Origin of the sequence: Vibrio nigripulchritudo (assembly GCF_027924785.1) — a bacterium.
GTDB classification, from domain to species: Bacteria; Pseudomonadota; Gammaproteobacteria; order Enterobacterales; family Vibrionaceae; genus Vibrio; species Vibrio nigripulchritudo.
This window is the reverse complement of record NZ_AP027049.1, coordinates 1,499,651-1,519,271: the sequence shown is the minus strand read 5'-3', so window position 1 is coordinate 1,519,271 and position 19,621 is coordinate 1,499,651. Positions and strand designations below refer to the sequence as shown.

Here is a 19,621-nt window from a genome sequence, read left to right as displayed (position 1 = left end):
ATCGTGGGGTTTTATTCAAATAAATAATAAATCTATCACAAATCTAACAGGTGCTTACCATGGGAGACTTTGGCTTTTAGGTAGCTCTCGTTTCCATTCTTGATATGAGCGTGGGTATTAACCACTTCTTCAATCTCAATGCCGTGTTCCTGAAGCTCTTTGATCTTTTTAGGGTTGTTAGTGATCAGGCGAATCTTAGGCACATTCAATGCTTTAAGCATTTGTGCAGCTTCGGTGAAGTCACGAAGGTCATCACCAAATCCCAGATGATTATTGGCCTCATAGGTGTTCATGCCTTCGCTTTGCAAGCGGTAAGCGTCGATCTTGTTGTACAGGCCAATGCCACGCCCTTCCTGCCGAAGGTAAAGAAGAATTCCGCCGTATTCACCCATCTTCTCAATCGTTTCATCCAATTGCTCACCACAATCACAACGCGAAGAATGGAAAACATCGCCAGTTAGGCACTCAGAGTGCATTCGAACTAGTGGTGTTTCCCCGGTTTTATCTGCTGATTTGAAAATGACTGCGACGTGCTCTTTGTCTGTTTTCAATCCATGAAAAGACAATAATTCTGCATCGATGTGACTTTTGGAACCAACTTTTAGCTCTATTCTGGCTCGTACTTCCGCCATAACCCTTCCCATTTGAATTAAGCGCTTTACTGCACTTTTATATTAGCTCTATACATTGTATGACAGAGGTGCTCTGACTACTAGATGGGGATACGAGATAGGATAATCAAGCGATCACTCGATCCGTCTCTAGTACACAATTGTTATAATGTAACATTTAATTCAAAGAGGGCTCAAGCCCGTTTGCTAGCGCCTGAAAAAAGAAAAGCTCGCTAAATGCGAGCTTTCAAGAGTCGGAGTTGTAACGCCTCGATTCAGTGCTGTTCCTTCTGCCACAAAATAAGCTGAACCCATAGATTTTCGAGTTCAGACAGTTCTTCTTTTGTTAACACTGATAAAGTGGTTGCAGAACCTGAGCACGGAGATTGCGTAACAGCCGCATTGTGAATCTTATTTTGAAAGATTTGCCGTAAATTGGAGATTGTTGGTTCCACAAACATCGTCCCTTGGTGAGAAGCGTTTTTTCTATATAACTACAATAATTTATAAGAATGATAGTAACATTTATTATACAGTACAAGCCACGTTTAGCAGTTTTTCTGGCTTAATGTCACAAAAATCCAAGCGCCACACTGAGCTAATAAAGAAAAAAGCAAAAACTTCATAACCTTACAGCTTTACAACCATCAAAAAAGCGTTGCTATCGATTACATTGACAACAAAAATGTTATGAAAGCAATTATAATTGAGCTAAATAATAAAACATAGAGCTTATCAAGAAGTTATGCATTGGATCCCTCCTGACCCTTCTATATTCATCATTGATATTGTTTTGAAAACTAAACAAAGTTAACACCTTGTTTAACCGGGTAAATATCGAACCTGTTTCATTTTTTTTAAACTTTAATCGATTGCGATTACTGAGAATAAAAATGAAATTCGTCACATACATCCTATCTCTGTTCAGCATATTGGTCTTGAGCTTGCCAATAAATGCCGAACAAACAGAAGAGAAGCGATATTCCTACACCGTTAATATTGGTGTATTGAAAGAAGACTTTGCCCCCTACTCTACAGTGAAGAAGGGTGAAGTAACTGGACTCTTGCCCAGTATCATTAACGAATTTCAGTTCTACGTTAACCGCAACATACATTTTGTCCCGTACGACAACGCCACGGATCTATACGACGCGTTGTTAAAGGAAGAAGTGGATGCCATCACTGCTCACGGGGCAAATTATCGGGACGTGGCACTGTCATTCACCAACCCTATTGTTTCTTCGCGTCAGATTGGATTGTCTCACGAACAAATTGGCTTCTATCATGAGCTAAATGGTCGGGTTCTGTCGTATGTGAGGCAGTTTGGTAATGAATCCTACCTGAAAGATTTGTATCCAGCTTCCCGCCTTTTACCATCCGAATCCGTTAGCGATGCCATCTACAAAGTGGCAATGGAAGTCTCTGACGCGACGGTTGGCGATGGCTTAATGCTTTATCAGCAGTTGCAAACCGGTCCTTACGCCGATTTTCTTTCTATTTCTCTGTTTGATGATTTGCCTGTTCAAAGTCATTTTCTGGCGACTAAATCCACTAACACCCAGTTAGTTGAAGAATTTAACCGAGCCATCAACAGCTTTCGCCGCAGTACCCGCTATAAGGAAATACTTAAAAACTGGCTGGATGAAACACAAGAACGCTTTCTATTAGTACAGAACGATACTTTAGCTCTGACAGAAGCTGAACAGAAATGGCTTGGAACCCACCCCAGTGTGCTGGTAGTCACGAGAGGGAATTCGAAACCTATTGATTTTTATTCAGCCAACCTAGGTCATCAGGGGATATCAGCAGAGATTCTTCAGGAGATTGCCCTGATTACCGGGCTGAAATGGGATTACTTCAATCTGCAAACACTGAATGAAGATGAACTGAACTACCACCATTCCAATACCAAACCTCTGATTCACGCTGCTGCCAGCATCAAACAAGAAAAGTACGCCGATCACCTGTTCTCTCGTCCCTACATGCAGGAGCCTTGGGTGGTCATAGGACGAAGCGAAAATTACACAGCGGGACTGATGTTCTCGGAGCTTGATGGAGCCACGATAGGTACTGTTGACGATACCGTTGGAGTCGATGTCATTCGCGAGTATTGCCCGACCTGTACCATCAAACCATTCAAAACCGACGACGAAGTATTAGATGCGCTGGACAACAAACAGATAGACAATGCTGTGATGTCACTGTTTATTGCTTCCCCTAAGCTGCAAAGCCAGTATGCGGGGCAATTGCGCGTGGTAAGCCTGCTGAATAAAGAGAGTGAAGTACCCGTCTCTTTTTCGGTTGAGCACGACCAGCAGCTTCTTATCAACATCATCAATAAAGCACTCAGTGCTATTCCACCAAGCCGTATTCAGGAAATTCAGAAAAAGTGGCGTAACGCAAACTACGAAAGTGGAGTGAAAACACGTGACGTGTTATACGGATTACTGTCCGTCGCGGGCATCGCTGGCTTTATCATCTTGGTGATAATGGCATGGAACTGGAAACTAAAGAAAGAAGTATTCAACCGTAAAAAAGCCGAAGAAGATCTGAAAAAGCGAGTCAATTACGAACGCTCTCTTCTTGATGCAATCCCCTTCCCTATCGTGGTTCGGGATGCCAACGGCATCATCCAGAGCACAAACAAAGCCGCAAGCGATCTTAAGTACCTGAATTATCTCACGGAATCTCTGGTTAACAACAAGGATGAAGACAACCTCATTCTGAGTGGTTACTCTCTTCCACGCTTAGAGAATGAAGTGATCATTGATGGCGCCGAGAAACATTACGCTTACTGGAAATGCCCTTATGTCACGCCTGATCATCAGATCGACGGCACAGTCACCATTTTGGACGACATTACTGAACTTCATTTAACGCGAAAACGCGCGAAAGATGCCGAGCAAAGGGTTCAGAAACTGGCTGATAATGTTATCGGCGCGGTACTTCAACACACTCAGAGCAAGCAAAACCTCCATTCCATACAATTTACTTTTGTTAGCGCCGGAATCTCAGATCTGATCGGCATTGAATCTGAACAGTTGATGGTATCTCCGCGCACTTTTTTCAGCCCAATGAGGCAGAAGGACAAAAAAGAGCTGATCAAATGTGTGCGTCATGCGCTGGACGAAGGCTTTATGTCGCAAGATGTTGGCTTAGTCATTGATGGCGAAGAAAAGTGGTTACACATTCAGAGCAAAATCACTGAGACAGAAGACAGCTATATCTGGAACACGGTTCTCACCGACATTACCGAGCTAAAACAACAGCAAAAGGAACTAAGAGAAGCCCGTCAGAAAGCCATTTCAGCCACAGAGGCAAAATCGCGATTTCTGGCGAATATGAGCCATGAGATCCGTACTCCAATTGGCGGCATTATCAGCCTGCTGGAACTGTGCGAGCAGTACTCAGTTGTGGATGAAGTAGAGAAGATTCACACCAGCCTTTCGCAATCGGCAAATAACCTGCTGCACATTGTGAATGACATTCTGGACTTTTCAAAAATAGAAGCAGGGAAACTCACGTTGAGCCCACAGCCCTGCGTTTTTGAGTCGCTGATCATTCGTATCACTCAGTTGCAGGCCAGACATGCACAGGCAAAAGGGTTGAAATTCGCACTATGGCTAGACCCTGCCCTTGCTTATCTGATTAGCATCGACGAAGTCCGGCTGGGACAAGTTCTGAATAATCTCCTCAATAATGCGGTGAAATTCACAGAGCATGGAACCGTAAGACTCTCCGTCAGTTTGGTCGAAGAATCCGATCAAAAACAAACCATCATGATGCGCGTGATCGACAGCGGGATCGGGATTGAAAAAGATTCGCTCAAAGGGTTGTTTCAACCTTTTGTTCAGGCGGATGAAGGCACTACTCGCAAATTTGGCGGCTCCGGGCTTGGGTTAACCATCAGTAAGCAGCTCATCAACCAGATGGGTGGAGACATTGCCGTCAGCAGTCAGATCGGGTCTGGTTCGCAGTTTAAGGTCATGCTGCCTGTTGATGTCATCGAACGTGCTGAAGAACTGGATAAATCGCCACTCCAGGGGTTGATTATCAACGACTTCTTCCAGTCAGAAGAGCTGTGTACTTACCTTGAAAACTGGAACATAACCGCCAGCCGTGGAGAAACCCATAGCCGAGATAAGCTGGATTTCTTAATCAGCAAACATCAATGTGATTTGCTGTTTATTTCAGACGTTGATTACAACCAACTCCAGTTAACGGAAGAGTGGTGGAAGGCTCATCACAGTAATGTCCGTTGCTTAGTGCTTTCGGATAAAGGGATGCTCTCCCCTACTCCGCAAGACAACCATTGGTTACTGTCTTCGAACCCGATTATTCCATCTCAGCTTAAGCATTGTATAGATTCTGATCCGGCACGAAACGATGCTGATTTGGTGATCGAGAATATTGAAGACAGCGCCCCTCTTCAAACACGAGACGAAGCAATTCATTCTGGTCGCTTAATTCTGATTGCCGAAGACCACCCGATCAATCGACAGGTCATCGCCAGCCAGCTTAAGCAGCTCGGTTATCACGCAGATATCTTTGTCGACGGTAAAGAAGCTTATGATGCATTCCAAAAGCAAAACTATGGTCTGATCATCACAGATTGCCATATGCCGGAAATGGATGGGTATGCCTTAACCAAAGCCATTAGAAAACTTGAAAGTCAGGAAAGCCTGATCCGCACACCGATCATCGCGTTAACCGCCAACGCCATTCAGGGCGAAAGAGAAAAGTGCCTAGAGCTTGGTATGGATGACTTCCTGTCTAAACCGACCAAGATGCCTGTAATGGATGAAGCCATTGCAAGGCTACTTCCACCAGTGATTGACCCGCCCAATACCGATTTAGAGCAGAGGGGAAATGAAGAAGAACCTGAGCTTGATTTCGGATTCTTAGATTTTTCAGATACGGAACTTCAAGAAAGTACCGAGCCTGAACACACTTTGGCTTTGCAGTCAGATAACGGCCCATCAGAGATGATTGACGTACAGAAAGTATGTGACATTTTCGGGGATATGGAGATCGCCAAGCAGATCATTAAAGAGTTTATTACCAGTCAGAACAAAGATATGGACGAACTGAACTCCGTCTTGTCTCGCAATAGCCACGCCGACATCAAACAGGTAACACACAGAATGAAAGGAGCAGCCAGAATGCTCGAATGCCAGCCGCTTTCTGAAGCTCTTGCTCGATTTGAAGAGGCCGCAGACAAAGAAGATGAACACCTGTACTCAGAACTGTTTTCAGAGGTGAGCTCGCTCACCGATAGGCTCAATGAAAGTGAACTTGCATGATGAACTCAATCTCAAATAAAAAAGTCCTGCTTATCGATGACTGCGAACTGATTCGGGGTACTTCAAGGATCATGATATTGAAATTGGGGTTTCAGGCAGAAAACATCTTCATGTGTGCGACCGCAAAACGAGGATTACAGCTCTGCAAAGCTCACGATTTTGATGTCGTCATCATCGACCAAAATCTTGGTGAAGGTGCAAGTGGTCTAGACTTTCTTAAAGCGCTACACATTCAGCAACTCAGACAATCCCATACCATTATCATCGTGGCAACTGCGGACAATTCTTCGCTTGTGGTTCAGAGGTTTTCACAATATCGCCCCAATTCGTATATTGTTAAACCACTTAGGATGGACTCACTCACCGCCAGCATACAGACTAATCTGGAGATACAGACACTGAGTGCTCGCGCTTGCGAGGAATACCATCGGTCTGGCATCAACGGGTTTATGACGTCACTGCGCTCCACGTCATCACCTAAAAAGGTCGCTCACGTAATAGAGCAATTTGCGAGCAACGAGAAAGCCACCCTGCAGCATCGTTTAATGGTTCTTCAGGCTTTCTACAAATCACACCCCACTCCCAAGTTAGGGCTGGGTTATGCATTTCTTTTGTTGCAAGACCAGCAAGTCAGTCGGGCGAATGATGTTCTCACCGAAATTAAACAAAAGAGTGGCATTCAGGCAGCCGAATATTTCCCGCTGGAACTGGCTATTTTGCTGGCACAGGGAAAAGTTAAGGAAATCAGAACCAAGCTGGTCTCTCTGGCTGAGGAAAAATCTCCTGATTCAAACGCCCTGTCATCTGCGTTGTGGCTGACTCATCAGAAACCGGGTTTATTAGACTCGGCAACCCTTTCCAAGATCAAAGCAGCAATAACTCAGGATCTTTGGTTCGATGAAGAACACAAACTTCTGCTTTGTTCTTTGCTGGCGAAAGGCAATTGGAACAAGGCAAAACTCCTATGGGATTCCACACCTTTAGCTGTCAACAACCGATTTTCCGACGTTTACAAAACCCTGTTTGTCACCTGGAGTAAGCATAAAATGGGAGAGAAAGATGACAAATCTCTCAACAGCTTGTTGAGTTCTCCACTGCTGGAACATTCTCCGTTAGCCAACCTATACCTAGCCGATCTTCTTGCTCATTCACCTAATGACAATGAAACCAACAAAACGCATCAACGCATTAACCATAACAGCAAAAAGGTCTTATGCTTTTTTAAAAGGCTGATGATTATGCAAGCGATCAATAAGCACTCTAAAGAAGAAGCCATCCAGCTTGCATAGTTGTAGGAGTCAGTATGGATAGACACGTATTAATAATCGAAGACCATGATTTCCAGAGAAAATTCTTACATCTCCAATTGGAAAAAGCTGGTCTTAACCACATCTCGTCCGTTTCCTGCGGTACTGAGGCTTTGGAATACATTGGTAAGCATCATCCAAACTTGCTTATCTGCGACCTCAACATGCCAACTATGGATGGTGTGGAGCTTTTACAAAAACTGGGAGAACAAAACTACCGCGGTGATGTGATCATCTCCAGCGCGCAAAATGAAATGGTGATTAACGCGGCAAACAAAATGTGCATCCAGTATGGTCTCAATTTGATTGGGCAGATGGAAAAGCCAGTAACAACCGAAAAGCTGGCTAACCTTTTGAACCAGACTGCCTCTTTAAGTACGAGTTCAGCTTCTTCTCAGATAGAGGTCACCGAGGCGCAAATCCGTCAGGCGGTGGAAAATCATGAATTTGAGCTTTATTACCAACCACTCGTCAACTTTAAAACGGGTGACTGGCAGGAAAGCGAAACGCTCATCCGCTGGAATCATCCCGATTATGGTGTGCTTTCCCCATTTTTCTTCTTAGATAAGGTTCAGCAATTGGGCTTGCTGCCTACGGTTGCCCTTCAAACTCTGAATCAGGCAATCAGAGACTTGCCTTATACCGAGTTTCGCCGTTTCGCATTCAATATTACCGCCAATGAGTTAATGAATGAACAATTCACGAACCACCTTTTGCAGCTTATAGAAAGCAACACTCTCTCCCCAACTCACGTCCGGTTGGAACTGACCGAGTCCGATGTGGTGCAGAATCTTGGTCGCGCACTGGCTTCCGCCACTCGAATCTGTATGAAAGGGATCACACTGGCAATTGACGATTTTGGGACGGGATATTCTTCTCTTAAGTTACTGGAAGACCTCCCTTTTTCAGAACTGAAGCTAGACGTGGATTTCGTTAAAAACGTGAACCACAACCGTTCCTCCAGAGCCATCGTGGAAGCCAGTCTGTTTCTGGCAGAAAAACTGGGATTTGATACCGTTGCGGAAGGGATTGAGGACCAAAAACTATGGGCCACCATGCAAAGTTTGTCTGAGGTAAATGGGCTCGCACAAGGCTTTTTTGTAGCCAGACCTATGCCTGTAACGGAACTAGAGCAATGGCATAGCAACTGGAAAGAAAGAATAATCACCGAGAATTTAATCTAAGTTAAGATATTTATCTGGTGAATCTAAACAACGTCAGATGATTGTTTAATGTAACCGCTCAGTGTAATGAGCCAGACAAGATAGAATGACTGACAGTCAAAATGGTCCGATGTGATCAACCAATAAGTAAGTCTAAGTCATGCTACTGTCCCGATACATCTCTATCCGAAGCCAGTTTATCTTGCTGCTACTGGTGGTTGCAGCAAGTCTGTTTTCTATCATTTCAGTGAATGTCAGCATTCATTCTGAAAGCAGTGAACGTCTGAACACACTAGAAAAACATTACTACCCAGCTCTTGAAAGCGCCGTCAAGCTGAACTCTCTGTTACCAAGCCTAAAGCAGCAGTTCGATTCTGCTGTAGTGCTGGAAGATGAAAGCGCCCTGAGCACGGCAGAAGAACTGACCCTTACCCTGATTGGGGAAACGCAGAAAGGCGCGTCGGTTCTGCCAGAATACCGTTCTGACTTTACAACACTTCAGGCTAGCCTGAGCCAGTATTCGTCTCAGGCAAGACAGCTAAGCGTCGATTTTATTGAGCTCAATGGAACATTTGAAGAGCTTAGTCGCCGGGCAAAAGCCAACGATGAAACGCTAAAAACGCTGACTCATCAATCCGATAAGCTGCGCGAAAGCATCCGCAACCAAGTTGTTGCAACCATTCAAGAATCAGAATCTTCCGCAAGCCATGCCTCCTCCATATCCTGGTTAATTGGAGGCATCTTAATGGTGGTTCTGTGTATGACGTCTTTCGCCATTCAGCATTCTATTACCCGTTCTATCGCGCTAGTGACCGAAAAAATGAAAGAGATCGCCAGCGGTAATGGTGATTTAACAGCGCGGATTGAGTACGCAGGAAAGGATGAAATTTCGAAACTGGTTGAACGCGTAAATCAGTTTATCGAGAAGCTGCAACTTATCATCAAGAGCACATTAGACAGCAGCCAGATGCTTGAAAAGGTCTCTAACCGAATGGAATTCAGCGCTCAAAACACTCTGGACTTAAACAACCAGCAGCAATCTCAGATAGAAGATGTCACCCATTCGATCAATGACATGCTGAAGTCCATTGAGCGTGTTGTCGAGTTCGCTGCGCAGGCAGACGGGCAAGCTCAGACCGCGAATTTAAAAGCGGAACAAGGGGCTGACATAGTGACCAGGACGTCCAGCCAGATAGAGCAACTGGCAGAGAAGATTCGCGATACCGCATCTAAAATTTCAGACCTGGAAGCAAACACAAACAACGTTGGCTCTATCCTGAGCACCATTCAAAACGTTGCCGAACAAACCAACTTACTCGCTCTCAACGCGGCGATAGAAGCGGCGCGAGCAGGTGAGCACGGACGCGGTTTTGCCGTTGTCGCTGATGAAGTTCGAGTGCTGGCAAGCAACACTCAAAGCTCAGCGACAGAGATCAACACTCTGCTTATAGAACTGCAGAACGAAGCTCATAGTGCAGTTGATGCTATGTCTCAGGGGCTAGAAAGCTCCGCTCTGGGTGTCACCAACGCCAGAGAAGCCGGGCAAAGCCTTTCTGAAATCACGACTCAGGTCGCCAGTATCACTCAGGTGAATAAGCAGATTGCTCAGGCGACGGAATTGCAGCATCAGACATCCAGTAATATTCAGCAGAGATTGGACGATTTCAATGCCTGCTCCCAGCAAGTTTCACAATCAACCAGTGAACTTGAATCGCTCAGTAACGAGCTAAGCCATATTGTCTCTCAATTGAGCCAATCTACTTCTCAATTCAAAGTCTAACCTCTTTCGGAGAATAATAATGACAAGAACTACCTTTCGCATGCTGCCTTTAGCTGCGATTTGTGCTGCTGCTTTTTCAGCCCAGGCGACTGAAGCAAATTCCGACCAGCGCATCGAAGCACTTGAACATCAAGTTAAGCTTCTGGAAGCGCAAAAATCTTCTTCACTGGCAGACAAAATCAGCTTCAATGGTTTTGCCTCGGTGAATATGCAGTTGGCAAACAACAAACATGGTTTTGCATACTCAACCGATCAAATCAAATTTAACGAAGGTTCGTTGGTTGGCTTGCAGAGCGAGTTTTCGATTAACGATTCAACGTCTGCAACCGTTCAGCTGGTTGCTCGTGGTACCAAGAGAGAGAGCTGGAGCCCTGACATTGAATGGGCATTCATCAGCCACCAATTTACGCCAAACTTCAAGATGCGTGGCGGTAAGCTACGTGCTCCACTCTTTATGTATTCAGATTACTTAGAAGTAGGCTATGCACAGGTTGGCGTTCGCGTTCCACAAGAAGTGTACTCCACGGTGGTTCTGACTTCGATTACTGGTGCAGACTTCATCTACGACATGGAGCTGGATGACAGCACTCTGTCGTTCCAAGGTTTTGCCGGCGCTCAAAAGCTGACTGCAAATAAGCACAGCTACAATGCACCAACAGAGTTTAATGATATCTACGGTGGTGTAGTCAATTGGACTGACGATACATGGACTCTACGCGCAGTGTATGGTCAGGCTAAGGTGAATTCGGACGTAGACTGGAATTCAACGAATCCAGCTCTAAAACCACTTGGTGGAAAGCTTTCCAATACGACATTCAACAATGAAGTTGCGAAATTCTATGGTATTGGCGGCCGCTACGACAATGGTAGCCTGATGCTGTCTTCTGAACTGACACGCACAGAAGTTGAAGGTTTCTATGCCGATGTTGATTCGGCTTACGTAACAACAGCATACCGCATTGACAACGTAACACCTTATTTCACCGTTTCGCATATGAGAACGAAAGATAACGATGTGCGCGACAAACACTACGACTCGGTAAAAGGCAGTACCGCTAAACTTGCGGCTGAAGCTGAAGCGCTGCTAACAAGAGCCAAAGCTATTTCAGCAACCAGCCCTGGTATGGCAGCAGTACTTATGGCTCAAGCACAGCAAAAAGCGGCAGCAGCCAAAGCAGCGGGCAGTATCGAAGGTTCAGCAAAAGTCATCCAAGCAGCGCAAAACATCCAACGCACAACCTACAGCATTGGTGCTCGCTGGGATGTTATGACCAACGTGGCGCTTAAGGGTGACATTAGCTATATGACTGGTTTTGGTGAAACATTTGGCGGGCTAAACTCCGAGAGCAAGGACAAAACCAACCTACTCTACACGCTGAAAGTGGACGTTGTATTTTAAGGAAAAGATATGTTTAAGAAGCTAGTTTTAGTATCTGCATTAGCGTTGACTTCCGCAGCCAACGCAGCCGTTGTTGTGGTAGGTAACCCTTCGATGGATGAACTCAATGCATCAACAATCAAGAAGCTGTACCTAGGTAAGGCGAAGTCGCTGAACATTGAAGTACTGGATCTGGAAGACGGTCAGGCACTTAAAGATGAATTCCACCAGAAAGTGACGGGAAAAACCGAAGCGCAATTGCAAGCTTACTGGGCAAAACGTGTATTTACCGGTAAAGGTCAGCCACCGAAAGCTCTACCAAGTGCTGAATTGGTGAAAAATACAGTTAAAAGCGGTCAAAACATCATCGGTTATATTGACGAAAGTCAGGTAGATGATTCAGTTAAAGTACTACTGAAACCTTAACGAAATACAGGGCAATTTGTAGGATTTCTCCGAATTGCCCTACATTCTACACACCATTACAAATATACCTCACCACCTTACAATTCTTACATTATATTCCTTCGCTCTCTAACCATCTGTATTTCATATCTTTTTTAAGTTAACAAAATTTCACAAACATCAACAATTGACAACAATAACAATATTTAACACTAATCCTGTCGTTTGTTCAGGGTTGGGTAAATTGACATCATTCGCTCTATTAATAGAATCAAGCATATCAATAAGGGGGAGCGGTACTGATTATGCCAATGAATGAAAATAGAGAAGCGATTTTAAAAGCTGCTGAAGAACTTTTTTTAACTCATGCATTCAAACGAGTCACATTTAGGCTGATTGCTCAAAAAGCCGGAGTTAGCCCAGCACTGGTTGTTTACTACTTCAAAAATAAAGAACAACTTTTTGATCAGCTAATTGAAGAACACACACCTCGCCTGGCAAAAGAATTTGCTGCATTTAATTCACGCAGCCAGGTCCAGTTGTCAGAAATTATCGTTAAGTATGTCCAATTCTGGCAAGACCACCCAAATATCCCTGTCCTTCTGACACGTGGTGGACTAAGCCAGGATATTGAATCCAGAAGAAAACTGGAAGAATCACGCTTTAACCACGTGACGAAACAAACCCTGTATTCCGCGCTCAGAAAGGTGCCAGGATGTAATGAAATGAACATCGATTATTACTACATGCTCGTTTCTTCACTAAGTACACAGCCTTATTTAAACATTGATACAAAAGAAGACTGTAATAAATTCAATATCAGTGGCTATACAAGAATTCTGGAAGATTTAAAATTTGCTGCACCTGCTCTCTGCTAATAAAGAGCGTGACCTTAATTTAAATCAGAATTATCTAAGTTGATCAAAATATGCCTAAGTGGATATAAGTTCCCCCACTTAGGCATTTTATTATTTAAGTTCTTTTTATTTTAAAGCGATTTCTAGATCTTTCTTCAATAAAAAAGCCGTTTCAAATGAAACGGCTTTCGTTATTTAATTTGCTGGACTTTACTCTTCTGAGTCACCCTGCTCAGCAGCGGGTTGCTCTGCACTGTTTTCTGCTGATTCAGCTTCTTCACCTTCCGGCAAATCAGATTCCTCAACTTCATCAATGCGCTGCAAACCAACAACGTTCTCGTCTTCTGCCGTCCTGATTAGCGTTACACCTTGCGTGTTACGTCCAACCTGGCTCACTTCAGACACACGAGTACGAACTAAGGTACCCGCGTCGGTGATCATCATGAACTCGTCGTTTTCTTCAGTCTGAACCGCACCAACTACGCAGCCGTTACGCTCAGAAACCTTAATAGAAACAACACCCTGAGTTGCACGACCTTTCGTTGGGTATTCTGCTAGTGGTGTACGTTTACCGTAACCATTTTGCGTAACTGTCAAGATGTCACCTTCGTTAGATGGGACGATCAAGGACACTACCTGGTCATTCTCAGCGAGTTTCATACCACGAACACCTGCTGCGGTACGACCCATTGCACGAACTTTATCTTCAGAGAAGCGTACGACTTTACCTTCTTTCGAGAACAGCATGATGTCGCTGTCACCATCAGTAATATCGACGCCAATCAAAGAGTCGTCATCACGAAGGTTAACAGCAATCAGACCGTTTGAACGAACGTTAGCGAATTGATCCAGAGACGTCTTCTTAACTGTACCGTCGCCCGTTGCCATAAAGATGTACTTATCAGCAGAGTACTCAGATACTGGCAGGATAGCCGTAATACGTTCACCTTCCTCCAATGGAAGAATGTTCACAATTGGCTTACCACGAGCATTTCGGCTCGCTTGAGGTAATTGATACACTTTCAGGCGGTACGTCTTACCACGGGTAGAGAAACATAGAATGTTATCGTGAGTGTTCGCAACCAGCAGACGTTCGATGTAATCTTCATCTTTCATCTTCGTTGCACTCTTACCTTTACCACCACGACGCTGTGCTTCGTAATCGCTTAGGATTTGGTACTTCACGTAACCTTCGTGTGACAGAGTCACAACCACATCTTCTTGAGCAATTAGCTCTTCCATGTCGATGTCGTGAACCGCTGCTGTGATTTCTGTGCGACGAGTATCGCCGAAACCGTCACGTACTGCTTCAAGTTCTTCACGAATCACTTCCATCAAGCGCTCTGTGCTTGCCAGAATGTGCATCAGCTCAGCGATTTCTTCTAGAAGTGCTTTGTATTCATCAAGAATCTTTTCGTGTTCCAGACCGGTCAACTTATGTAGACGCAGATCCAGAATAGCCTGTGCTTGCTGCTCAGTCAGGAAGTACTGACCGTCACGAATGCCATATTGCTCTTCTAGCCAGTCTGGACGAGCGGCGTCAGTACCAGCACGTTCAAGCATTGCCGCTACATTGCCTAGATCCCAGCCACGAGCCACAAGACCAGCTTTCGCTTCGGCAGGAGTTGGCGCATTACGGATCAATTCGATGATTTCATCGATGTTCGCCAGTGCAAGAGCCAAACCTTCCAAGATGTGGGCACGGTCGCGAGCTTTACGCAATTCGTAAATAGTACGACGTGTCACAACCTCACGGCGGTGATCGACGAAGCACTTCAGCATGTCTTTCAGGTTAAACAGTTGAGGCTGACCATTGTTCAGCGCAACCATGTTGATACCGAAAGTGGTCTGCAGTTGTGTTTGAGCGTAAAGGTTATTCAGAACCACTTCGCCGACTGCATCACGCTTACATTCAATAACAATGCGCATACCGTCTTTATCAGACTCATCGCGCAGTGCACTGATGCCTTCTACTTTCTTATCTTTAACCAGTTCAGCGACTTTCTCGATCAAACGAGCTTTGTTGACTTGGTATGGGATTTCAGTAACAACGATGGTTTCTTTACCATTCTTGTCGGCTTCGATCTCTGCTTTAGAACGCATGTAGATCTTACCGCGACCTGTCTTATAAGCATCAACGATGCCCTTACGGCCACTGATTAGAGCTGCTGTAGGGAAGTCAGGACCTGGAATGTAATCCATCAGTTCATCAATAGTGATTTCTTCATTATTGATGTACGCCAGACAACCTTCGATCACTTCGGTCAGGTTATGGGGCGGGATATTTGTTGCCATACCTACCGCGATACCAGAGGCACCATTCACCAGTAGGTTAGGAATTTTTGTTGGCAGTACCGCAGGGATTTGCTCAGTACCATCGTAGTTAGGTACGTAATCCACTGTTTCTTTGTCGAGATCAGCCAAAAGCTCGTGGGCAATTTTTGCCATACGAACTTCGGTGTAACGCATTGCCGCAGCAGAGTCACCGTCTATCGAGCCAAAGTTACCTTGGCCATCGACCAACATGTAGCGAAGCGAAAAAGGCTGTGCCATACGCACAATTGTGTCGTATACAGCACTATCACCATGTGGGTGGTATTTACCGATTACATCACCAACCACACGGGCGGATTTTTTATATGGTTTGTTCCAATCATTGCCTAGTACATTCATCGCGAACAATACGCGGCGGTGTACTGGTTTTAGGCCATCACGCACATCAGGAAGAGCACGACCCACGATTACGGACATCGCGTAGTCTAGGTATGAACCTCGAAGCTCATCTTCAATATTTACGGGCGTGATCTCTTTAGCTAGATCGCTCATAGAGCCATTATCCCTCTATAGTTTGATCGTATGTTAGATACGTACAAGGTTCAAAAATATAACACACAAATACCCCATTCGGCATCTCTTTCCCCTTCGTTTTATCAGGTTGTGACCTTGGTTGTGATTCAATCGATGAGAAATTGCACAGTAAAACTTTATCTGTATGAATTATAGCCAGATTATCAAGGTGAATTTCACAAAAATGGAAATCTGCTGTCCTGCGCATTTTCAGCCGCTATAATGCTCCCATCCTAATCTTTAATGTGATTGTTATGACCAAGCAGCAAAACGTCGATCCAGCTGAAATCAAAAAGTTCGAAGATATGGCTTCTCGTTGGTGGGATTTAGAAGGTGAATTCAAACCTCTACACCAGATTAACCCGCTCCGCCTGAACTATGTTCTGGACAAATGTGAAGGGCTATTCGGTAAGAAAGTGCTCGATGTAGGCTGCGGTGGCGGCATACTCGCAGAGAGCATGGCGAAAGAAGGAGCCGTAGTTACAGGGCTGGATATGGGTAAAGAACCGCTGGAAGTAGCGAGGCTTCATGCGCTGGAAACAGGCACTACCCTAACCTATGTACAAAGTACGGTAGAAGACCACGCCGCTGAAAACCCTGGACTGTATGACGTCGTAACTTGTATGGAAATGCTGGAACATGTACCAGACCCACTATCTGTTATCCGTTCCTGTGCCAAGCTGGTAAAACCGGGTGGCAAAGTCTTCTTCTCTACCTTAAACAGAAACGTTAAATCCTATTTGTTCGCCATTGTAGGGGCAGAACACTTACTTAAGCTGGTTCCAAAAGGTACTCACGATCACGATAAGTTTATAAGACCTGCCGAACTTCTAAAGATGATTGACACCACGGACCTTTATGAAGAGTCCATAACAGGTTTGCAGTACAACCCTCTAAACGACCGCTATTCTCTCGGTACTAATGTAGACGTTAACTACATTGTTCATACCACTCGTCAATAACTGGATCTATTGCTTTCCTGACCGCCTATCGAATCGTTAGGTGGTCATTTTCAGCATTCTTCTAGTCTTCCCATTCTATAAAATCCGTTGGTGTTTCGTTGCGCATAAACCTAGTCACAGGGCGCATATTCACGAAGTTATCCTAAGCCCCAAAACTCATCATTTCATAGCCACATTCTGCATAATATAAATGCTCATTATGCAAATCGGATTTTCGCAAATTTGTGAAAAGTGAGACAATAATCAACAAATCTTATTTTTTGTAAAAAAGTAGAGGTTCCTCTCCTTTTTGCGCAATATCACAACGACTTGTGTGACCTTTGTACAGCTTGGTTTTGGAGACCTTTTTTCCTCAAAGATCAAGAAAAATATTTTTTCCTCTGCTCATAATTAAAACAGTCTATGAGTGGATCATTTTTGCAGGTAATCTCTGCCTAAAATGATAGGTTAGTAGATACTTACCTTTTTTTTTCTTCCCCCAACTTATCCACAAGTCGTGCAACTCTTCCAACTTGAAAAATCACCCACCGCGCACTATCTTGTAACTCGTTCAACCGAACAACACCACATATAGTGTTTTGAGTCACTATATGTGGTGGATATAGATCACAAAGCCGACTACAGTTTTACAAGAATTACCAAAGAAATACGGCTTTTAGCAGTTTCGTCAGGGAAATCTACCAGAATGAACCAACAACTAACTGTGACAAAAAGGGACGGTCGCAAAGAAAACATTGATTTGGAAAAGATCCATCGCGTTATCGCATGGGCTGCAGAAGGTCTGGACAATGTTTCCGTTTCTCAAGTTGAATTAAAGTCACACATTCAATTTTACGACGGCATCACAACGTCGGATATTCATGAAACCATTATCAAATCTGCTGCTGACCTCATCTCTGAAGAGTCTCCGGACTATCAGTATCTGGCAGCACGCCTAGCGGTCTTCCACCTGCGTAAAAAAGCGTACGGACAGTTTGAACCGCCTGTGTTGTTTGATCACGTAGCTAAGCTGGTTGACGCTGGCAAATACGACAAGCACCTGATTGAAGACTACACCAAATCTGAATTTGAACAGATGAATGGTTTCATCGATCACTCACGCGATATGAACTTCTCATACGCAGCAGTGAAGCAGCTTGAAGGCAAATACTTTGTTCAGAACCGAGTAACGAAAGAAATCTATGAAAGTGCTCAGTTCCTCTACATTCTAGTAGCCGCTTGCTTATTCGCGAAGTATCCGAAAGATACACGTCTTGATTACATCAAACGTTTTTACGATGCCGCGTCTACGTTCAAGATTTCCCTACCTACACCGATTATGTCTGGTGTACGTACACCTACTCGTCAGTTCAGTTCATGTGTTCTGATTGAGTGTGATGATAGCCTTGATTCTATCAACGCGACTTCCAGCGCTATTGTACGTTACGTTTCTCAACGTGCGGGTATCGGTATTAACGCTGGTCGTATTCGTGCACTGGGTTCTGAAATCCGCAATGGTGAAGCCTTCCACACTGGCTGTATCCCATTTTATAAGTACTTCCAAACAGCGGTTAAGTGCTGTTCTCAAGGTGGAGTTCGTGGCGGTGCTGCGACTGTTTTCTACCCACTTTGGCACCGTGAAGTGCAATCTTTGCTGGTACTGAAGAACAACCGCGGTGTTGAAGAAAACCGTGTACGTCACATGGATTACGGCGTACAAATCAACAAGATGATGTACTCTCGCCTGATTAAAGGCGGCAACATATCTCTATTCTCTCCTTCTGACGTTCCGGGTCTGTATGACGCATTCTTCGAAGATCAGGATGAGTTTGATCGTCTGTACGAGAAATACGAAGCAGACGAATCGATCAAGCGCGAAACAGTTAAAGCGGTAGATATCTTCTCGTTACTGTTGCAAGAGCGTGCTTCAACAGGCCGTATTTACATTCAGAATGTTGACCACTGTAACACTCACAGCCCATTTGATCCGGCTGTAGCACCCGTTCGTCAGTCTAACCTTTGTCTGGAAATTGCTCTTCCAACTAAACCTCTTAACAATGTTGAAGATGACGAAGGTGAAATTGCACTATGTACGCTTTCTGCATTTAACTTGGGTGCAATTCAAAGCCTGGATGACTTTGAAGAGCTGGCTGACCTGGTTGTTCGTGCTCTGGATGCACTTCTGGATTACCAGGACTACCCACTACCGGCTGCGCGTAAGTCTACAATGAACCGTCGAACTCTGGGTGTTGGTGTCATTAACTACGCTTACTACCTGGCGAAGAATGGCGTGAAGTACTCTGACGGCAGTGCAAATGGTCTGACTCACCGCACATTTGAAGCGATTCAGTACTACTTGCTGAAAGCATCAATGAACCTGGCGAAAGAGCAAGGTGCCTGCCCGCTGTTCAACGAAACAAACTACGCGAAAGGCTTACTGCCTATCGACACTTACAAGCAAGATCTTGACAAGATTTGTGATGAACCACTGCACTACGACTGGGAAACACTGCGTAAGGAAATCGTTGAACACGGTCTGCGTAACTCCACTCTGTCGGCACTGATGCCATCAGAGACTTCTTCTCAGATCTCTAACGCAACTAACGGTATTGAGCCACCACGTGGTTTCGTATCTGTTAAAGCATCGAAAGACGGTATCTTGAAGCAGGTTGTACCTGACTACGTAAACCTGAAAGACCAGTATGAATTGCTTTGGACCATTCCATCTAACAATGGTTACCTGCAACTGGTTGGTTTGATGCAGAAGTTTGTGGATCAGGCTATCTCGGCGAACACTAACTATGATCCAAGTGTTCAGCCAAACGGTAAAGTACCTATGAAGCTTCTTATGCAAGACCTGCTTACTGCATACAAATACGGCTTGAAGACGCTTTACTACCATAACACCCGAGATGGTGCGACGGACGAGCAGTCAGAAGCGGCGAAAGCTCAGGATGACGATTGTGCAGGCGGCGCTTGTAAGATTTAAAACTTTGGTTATTGAATCAAGGTAATAGATATAAACAGCC

The 19,621-nt window shown here is 44.7% G+C and carries 11 protein-coding genes; 9 read left to right on the top strand and 2 right to left on the bottom strand.

From position 1 onward, the window contains the following. Positions 1-35: 35 nt before the first annotated feature. Complete coding sequence (locus QMG91_RS07140; RefSeq protein WP_004399766.1) at positions 36-632, bottom strand: GTP cyclohydrolase II; 597 nt, start codon at positions 630-632, stop codon at positions 36-38. 872 nt (positions 633-1,504) lie between these two features. Here QMG91_RS07140 and QMG91_RS07135 point away from each other — a divergent pair. The 7 genes from QMG91_RS07135 (at position 1,505) to QMG91_RS07105 (ending at position 12,825) form a co-directional block, all read left to right on the top strand. Next, on the top strand, positions 1,505-5,914 hold the full coding sequence (locus QMG91_RS07135) for an ATP-binding protein (RefSeq protein ID WP_281829959.1): 4,410 nt from the start codon (positions 1,505-1,507) through the stop codon (positions 5,912-5,914). Then, positions 5,911-7,203 (top strand): response regulator, encoded by a 1,293-nt coding sequence (locus QMG91_RS07130; protein ID WP_281829957.1) that lies wholly within the window; start codon positions 5,911-5,913, stop codon positions 7,201-7,203. Before QMG91_RS07135 ends, QMG91_RS07130 begins: the two co-directional genes overlap by 4 nt. Before the next feature lie 14 nt (positions 7,204-7,217). Continuing rightward, a complete protein-coding gene (locus QMG91_RS07125) occupies positions 7,218-8,405 on the top strand; it encodes an EAL domain-containing response regulator (RefSeq protein ID WP_281870210.1) in 1,188 nt (395 codons plus the stop codon). Between the two features lie 139 nt (positions 8,406-8,544). Continuing rightward, entirely contained in the window at positions 8,545-10,164 is a 1,620-nt protein-coding gene (locus QMG91_RS07120; protein WP_281829953.1) for a methyl-accepting chemotaxis protein, read from the top strand. Positions 10,165-10,183: 19 nt separating this feature from the next. Further along, complete coding sequence (locus QMG91_RS07115) at positions 10,184-11,563, top strand: hypothetical protein (protein WP_281829951.1); 1,380 nt, start codon at positions 10,184-10,186, stop codon at positions 11,561-11,563. 9 nt (positions 11,564-11,572) lie between these two features. Next, on the top strand, positions 11,573-11,968 hold the full coding sequence (locus QMG91_RS07110; RefSeq protein ID WP_022550964.1) for a phosphate ABC transporter substrate-binding protein: 396 nt from the start codon (positions 11,573-11,575) through the stop codon (positions 11,966-11,968). A gap of 284 nt (positions 11,969-12,252) precedes the next feature. Beyond that, entirely contained in the window at positions 12,253-12,825 is a 573-nt protein-coding gene (locus QMG91_RS07105; protein ID WP_022550965.1) for a TetR/AcrR family transcriptional regulator, read from the top strand. 189 nt (positions 12,826-13,014) lie between these two features. Here QMG91_RS07105 and gyrA read toward each other — a convergent pair whose 3' ends face one another. Then, positions 13,015-15,630 (bottom strand): DNA topoisomerase (ATP-hydrolyzing) subunit A, encoded by a 2,616-nt coding sequence (gyrA, locus tag QMG91_RS07100; RefSeq protein WP_281829947.1) that lies wholly within the window; start codon positions 15,628-15,630, stop codon positions 13,015-13,017. A gap of 275 nt (positions 15,631-15,905) precedes the next feature. Here gyrA and ubiG point away from each other — a divergent pair, with 275 nt between their 5' ends. Continuing rightward, a complete protein-coding gene (gene ubiG, locus QMG91_RS07095) occupies positions 15,906-16,613 on the top strand; it encodes a bifunctional 2-polyprenyl-6-hydroxyphenol methylase/3-demethylubiquinol 3-O-methyltransferase UbiG (RefSeq protein ID WP_022550967.1) in 708 nt (235 codons plus the stop codon). A gap of 685 nt (positions 16,614-17,298) precedes the next feature. Further along, positions 17,299-19,581, top strand: a complete 2,283-nt coding sequence (gene nrdA, locus QMG91_RS07090) for a class 1a ribonucleoside-diphosphate reductase subunit alpha (RefSeq protein ID WP_281829944.1) — start codon at positions 17,299-17,301, stop codon at positions 19,579-19,581. Positions 19,582-19,621 lie beyond the last annotated feature (40 nt).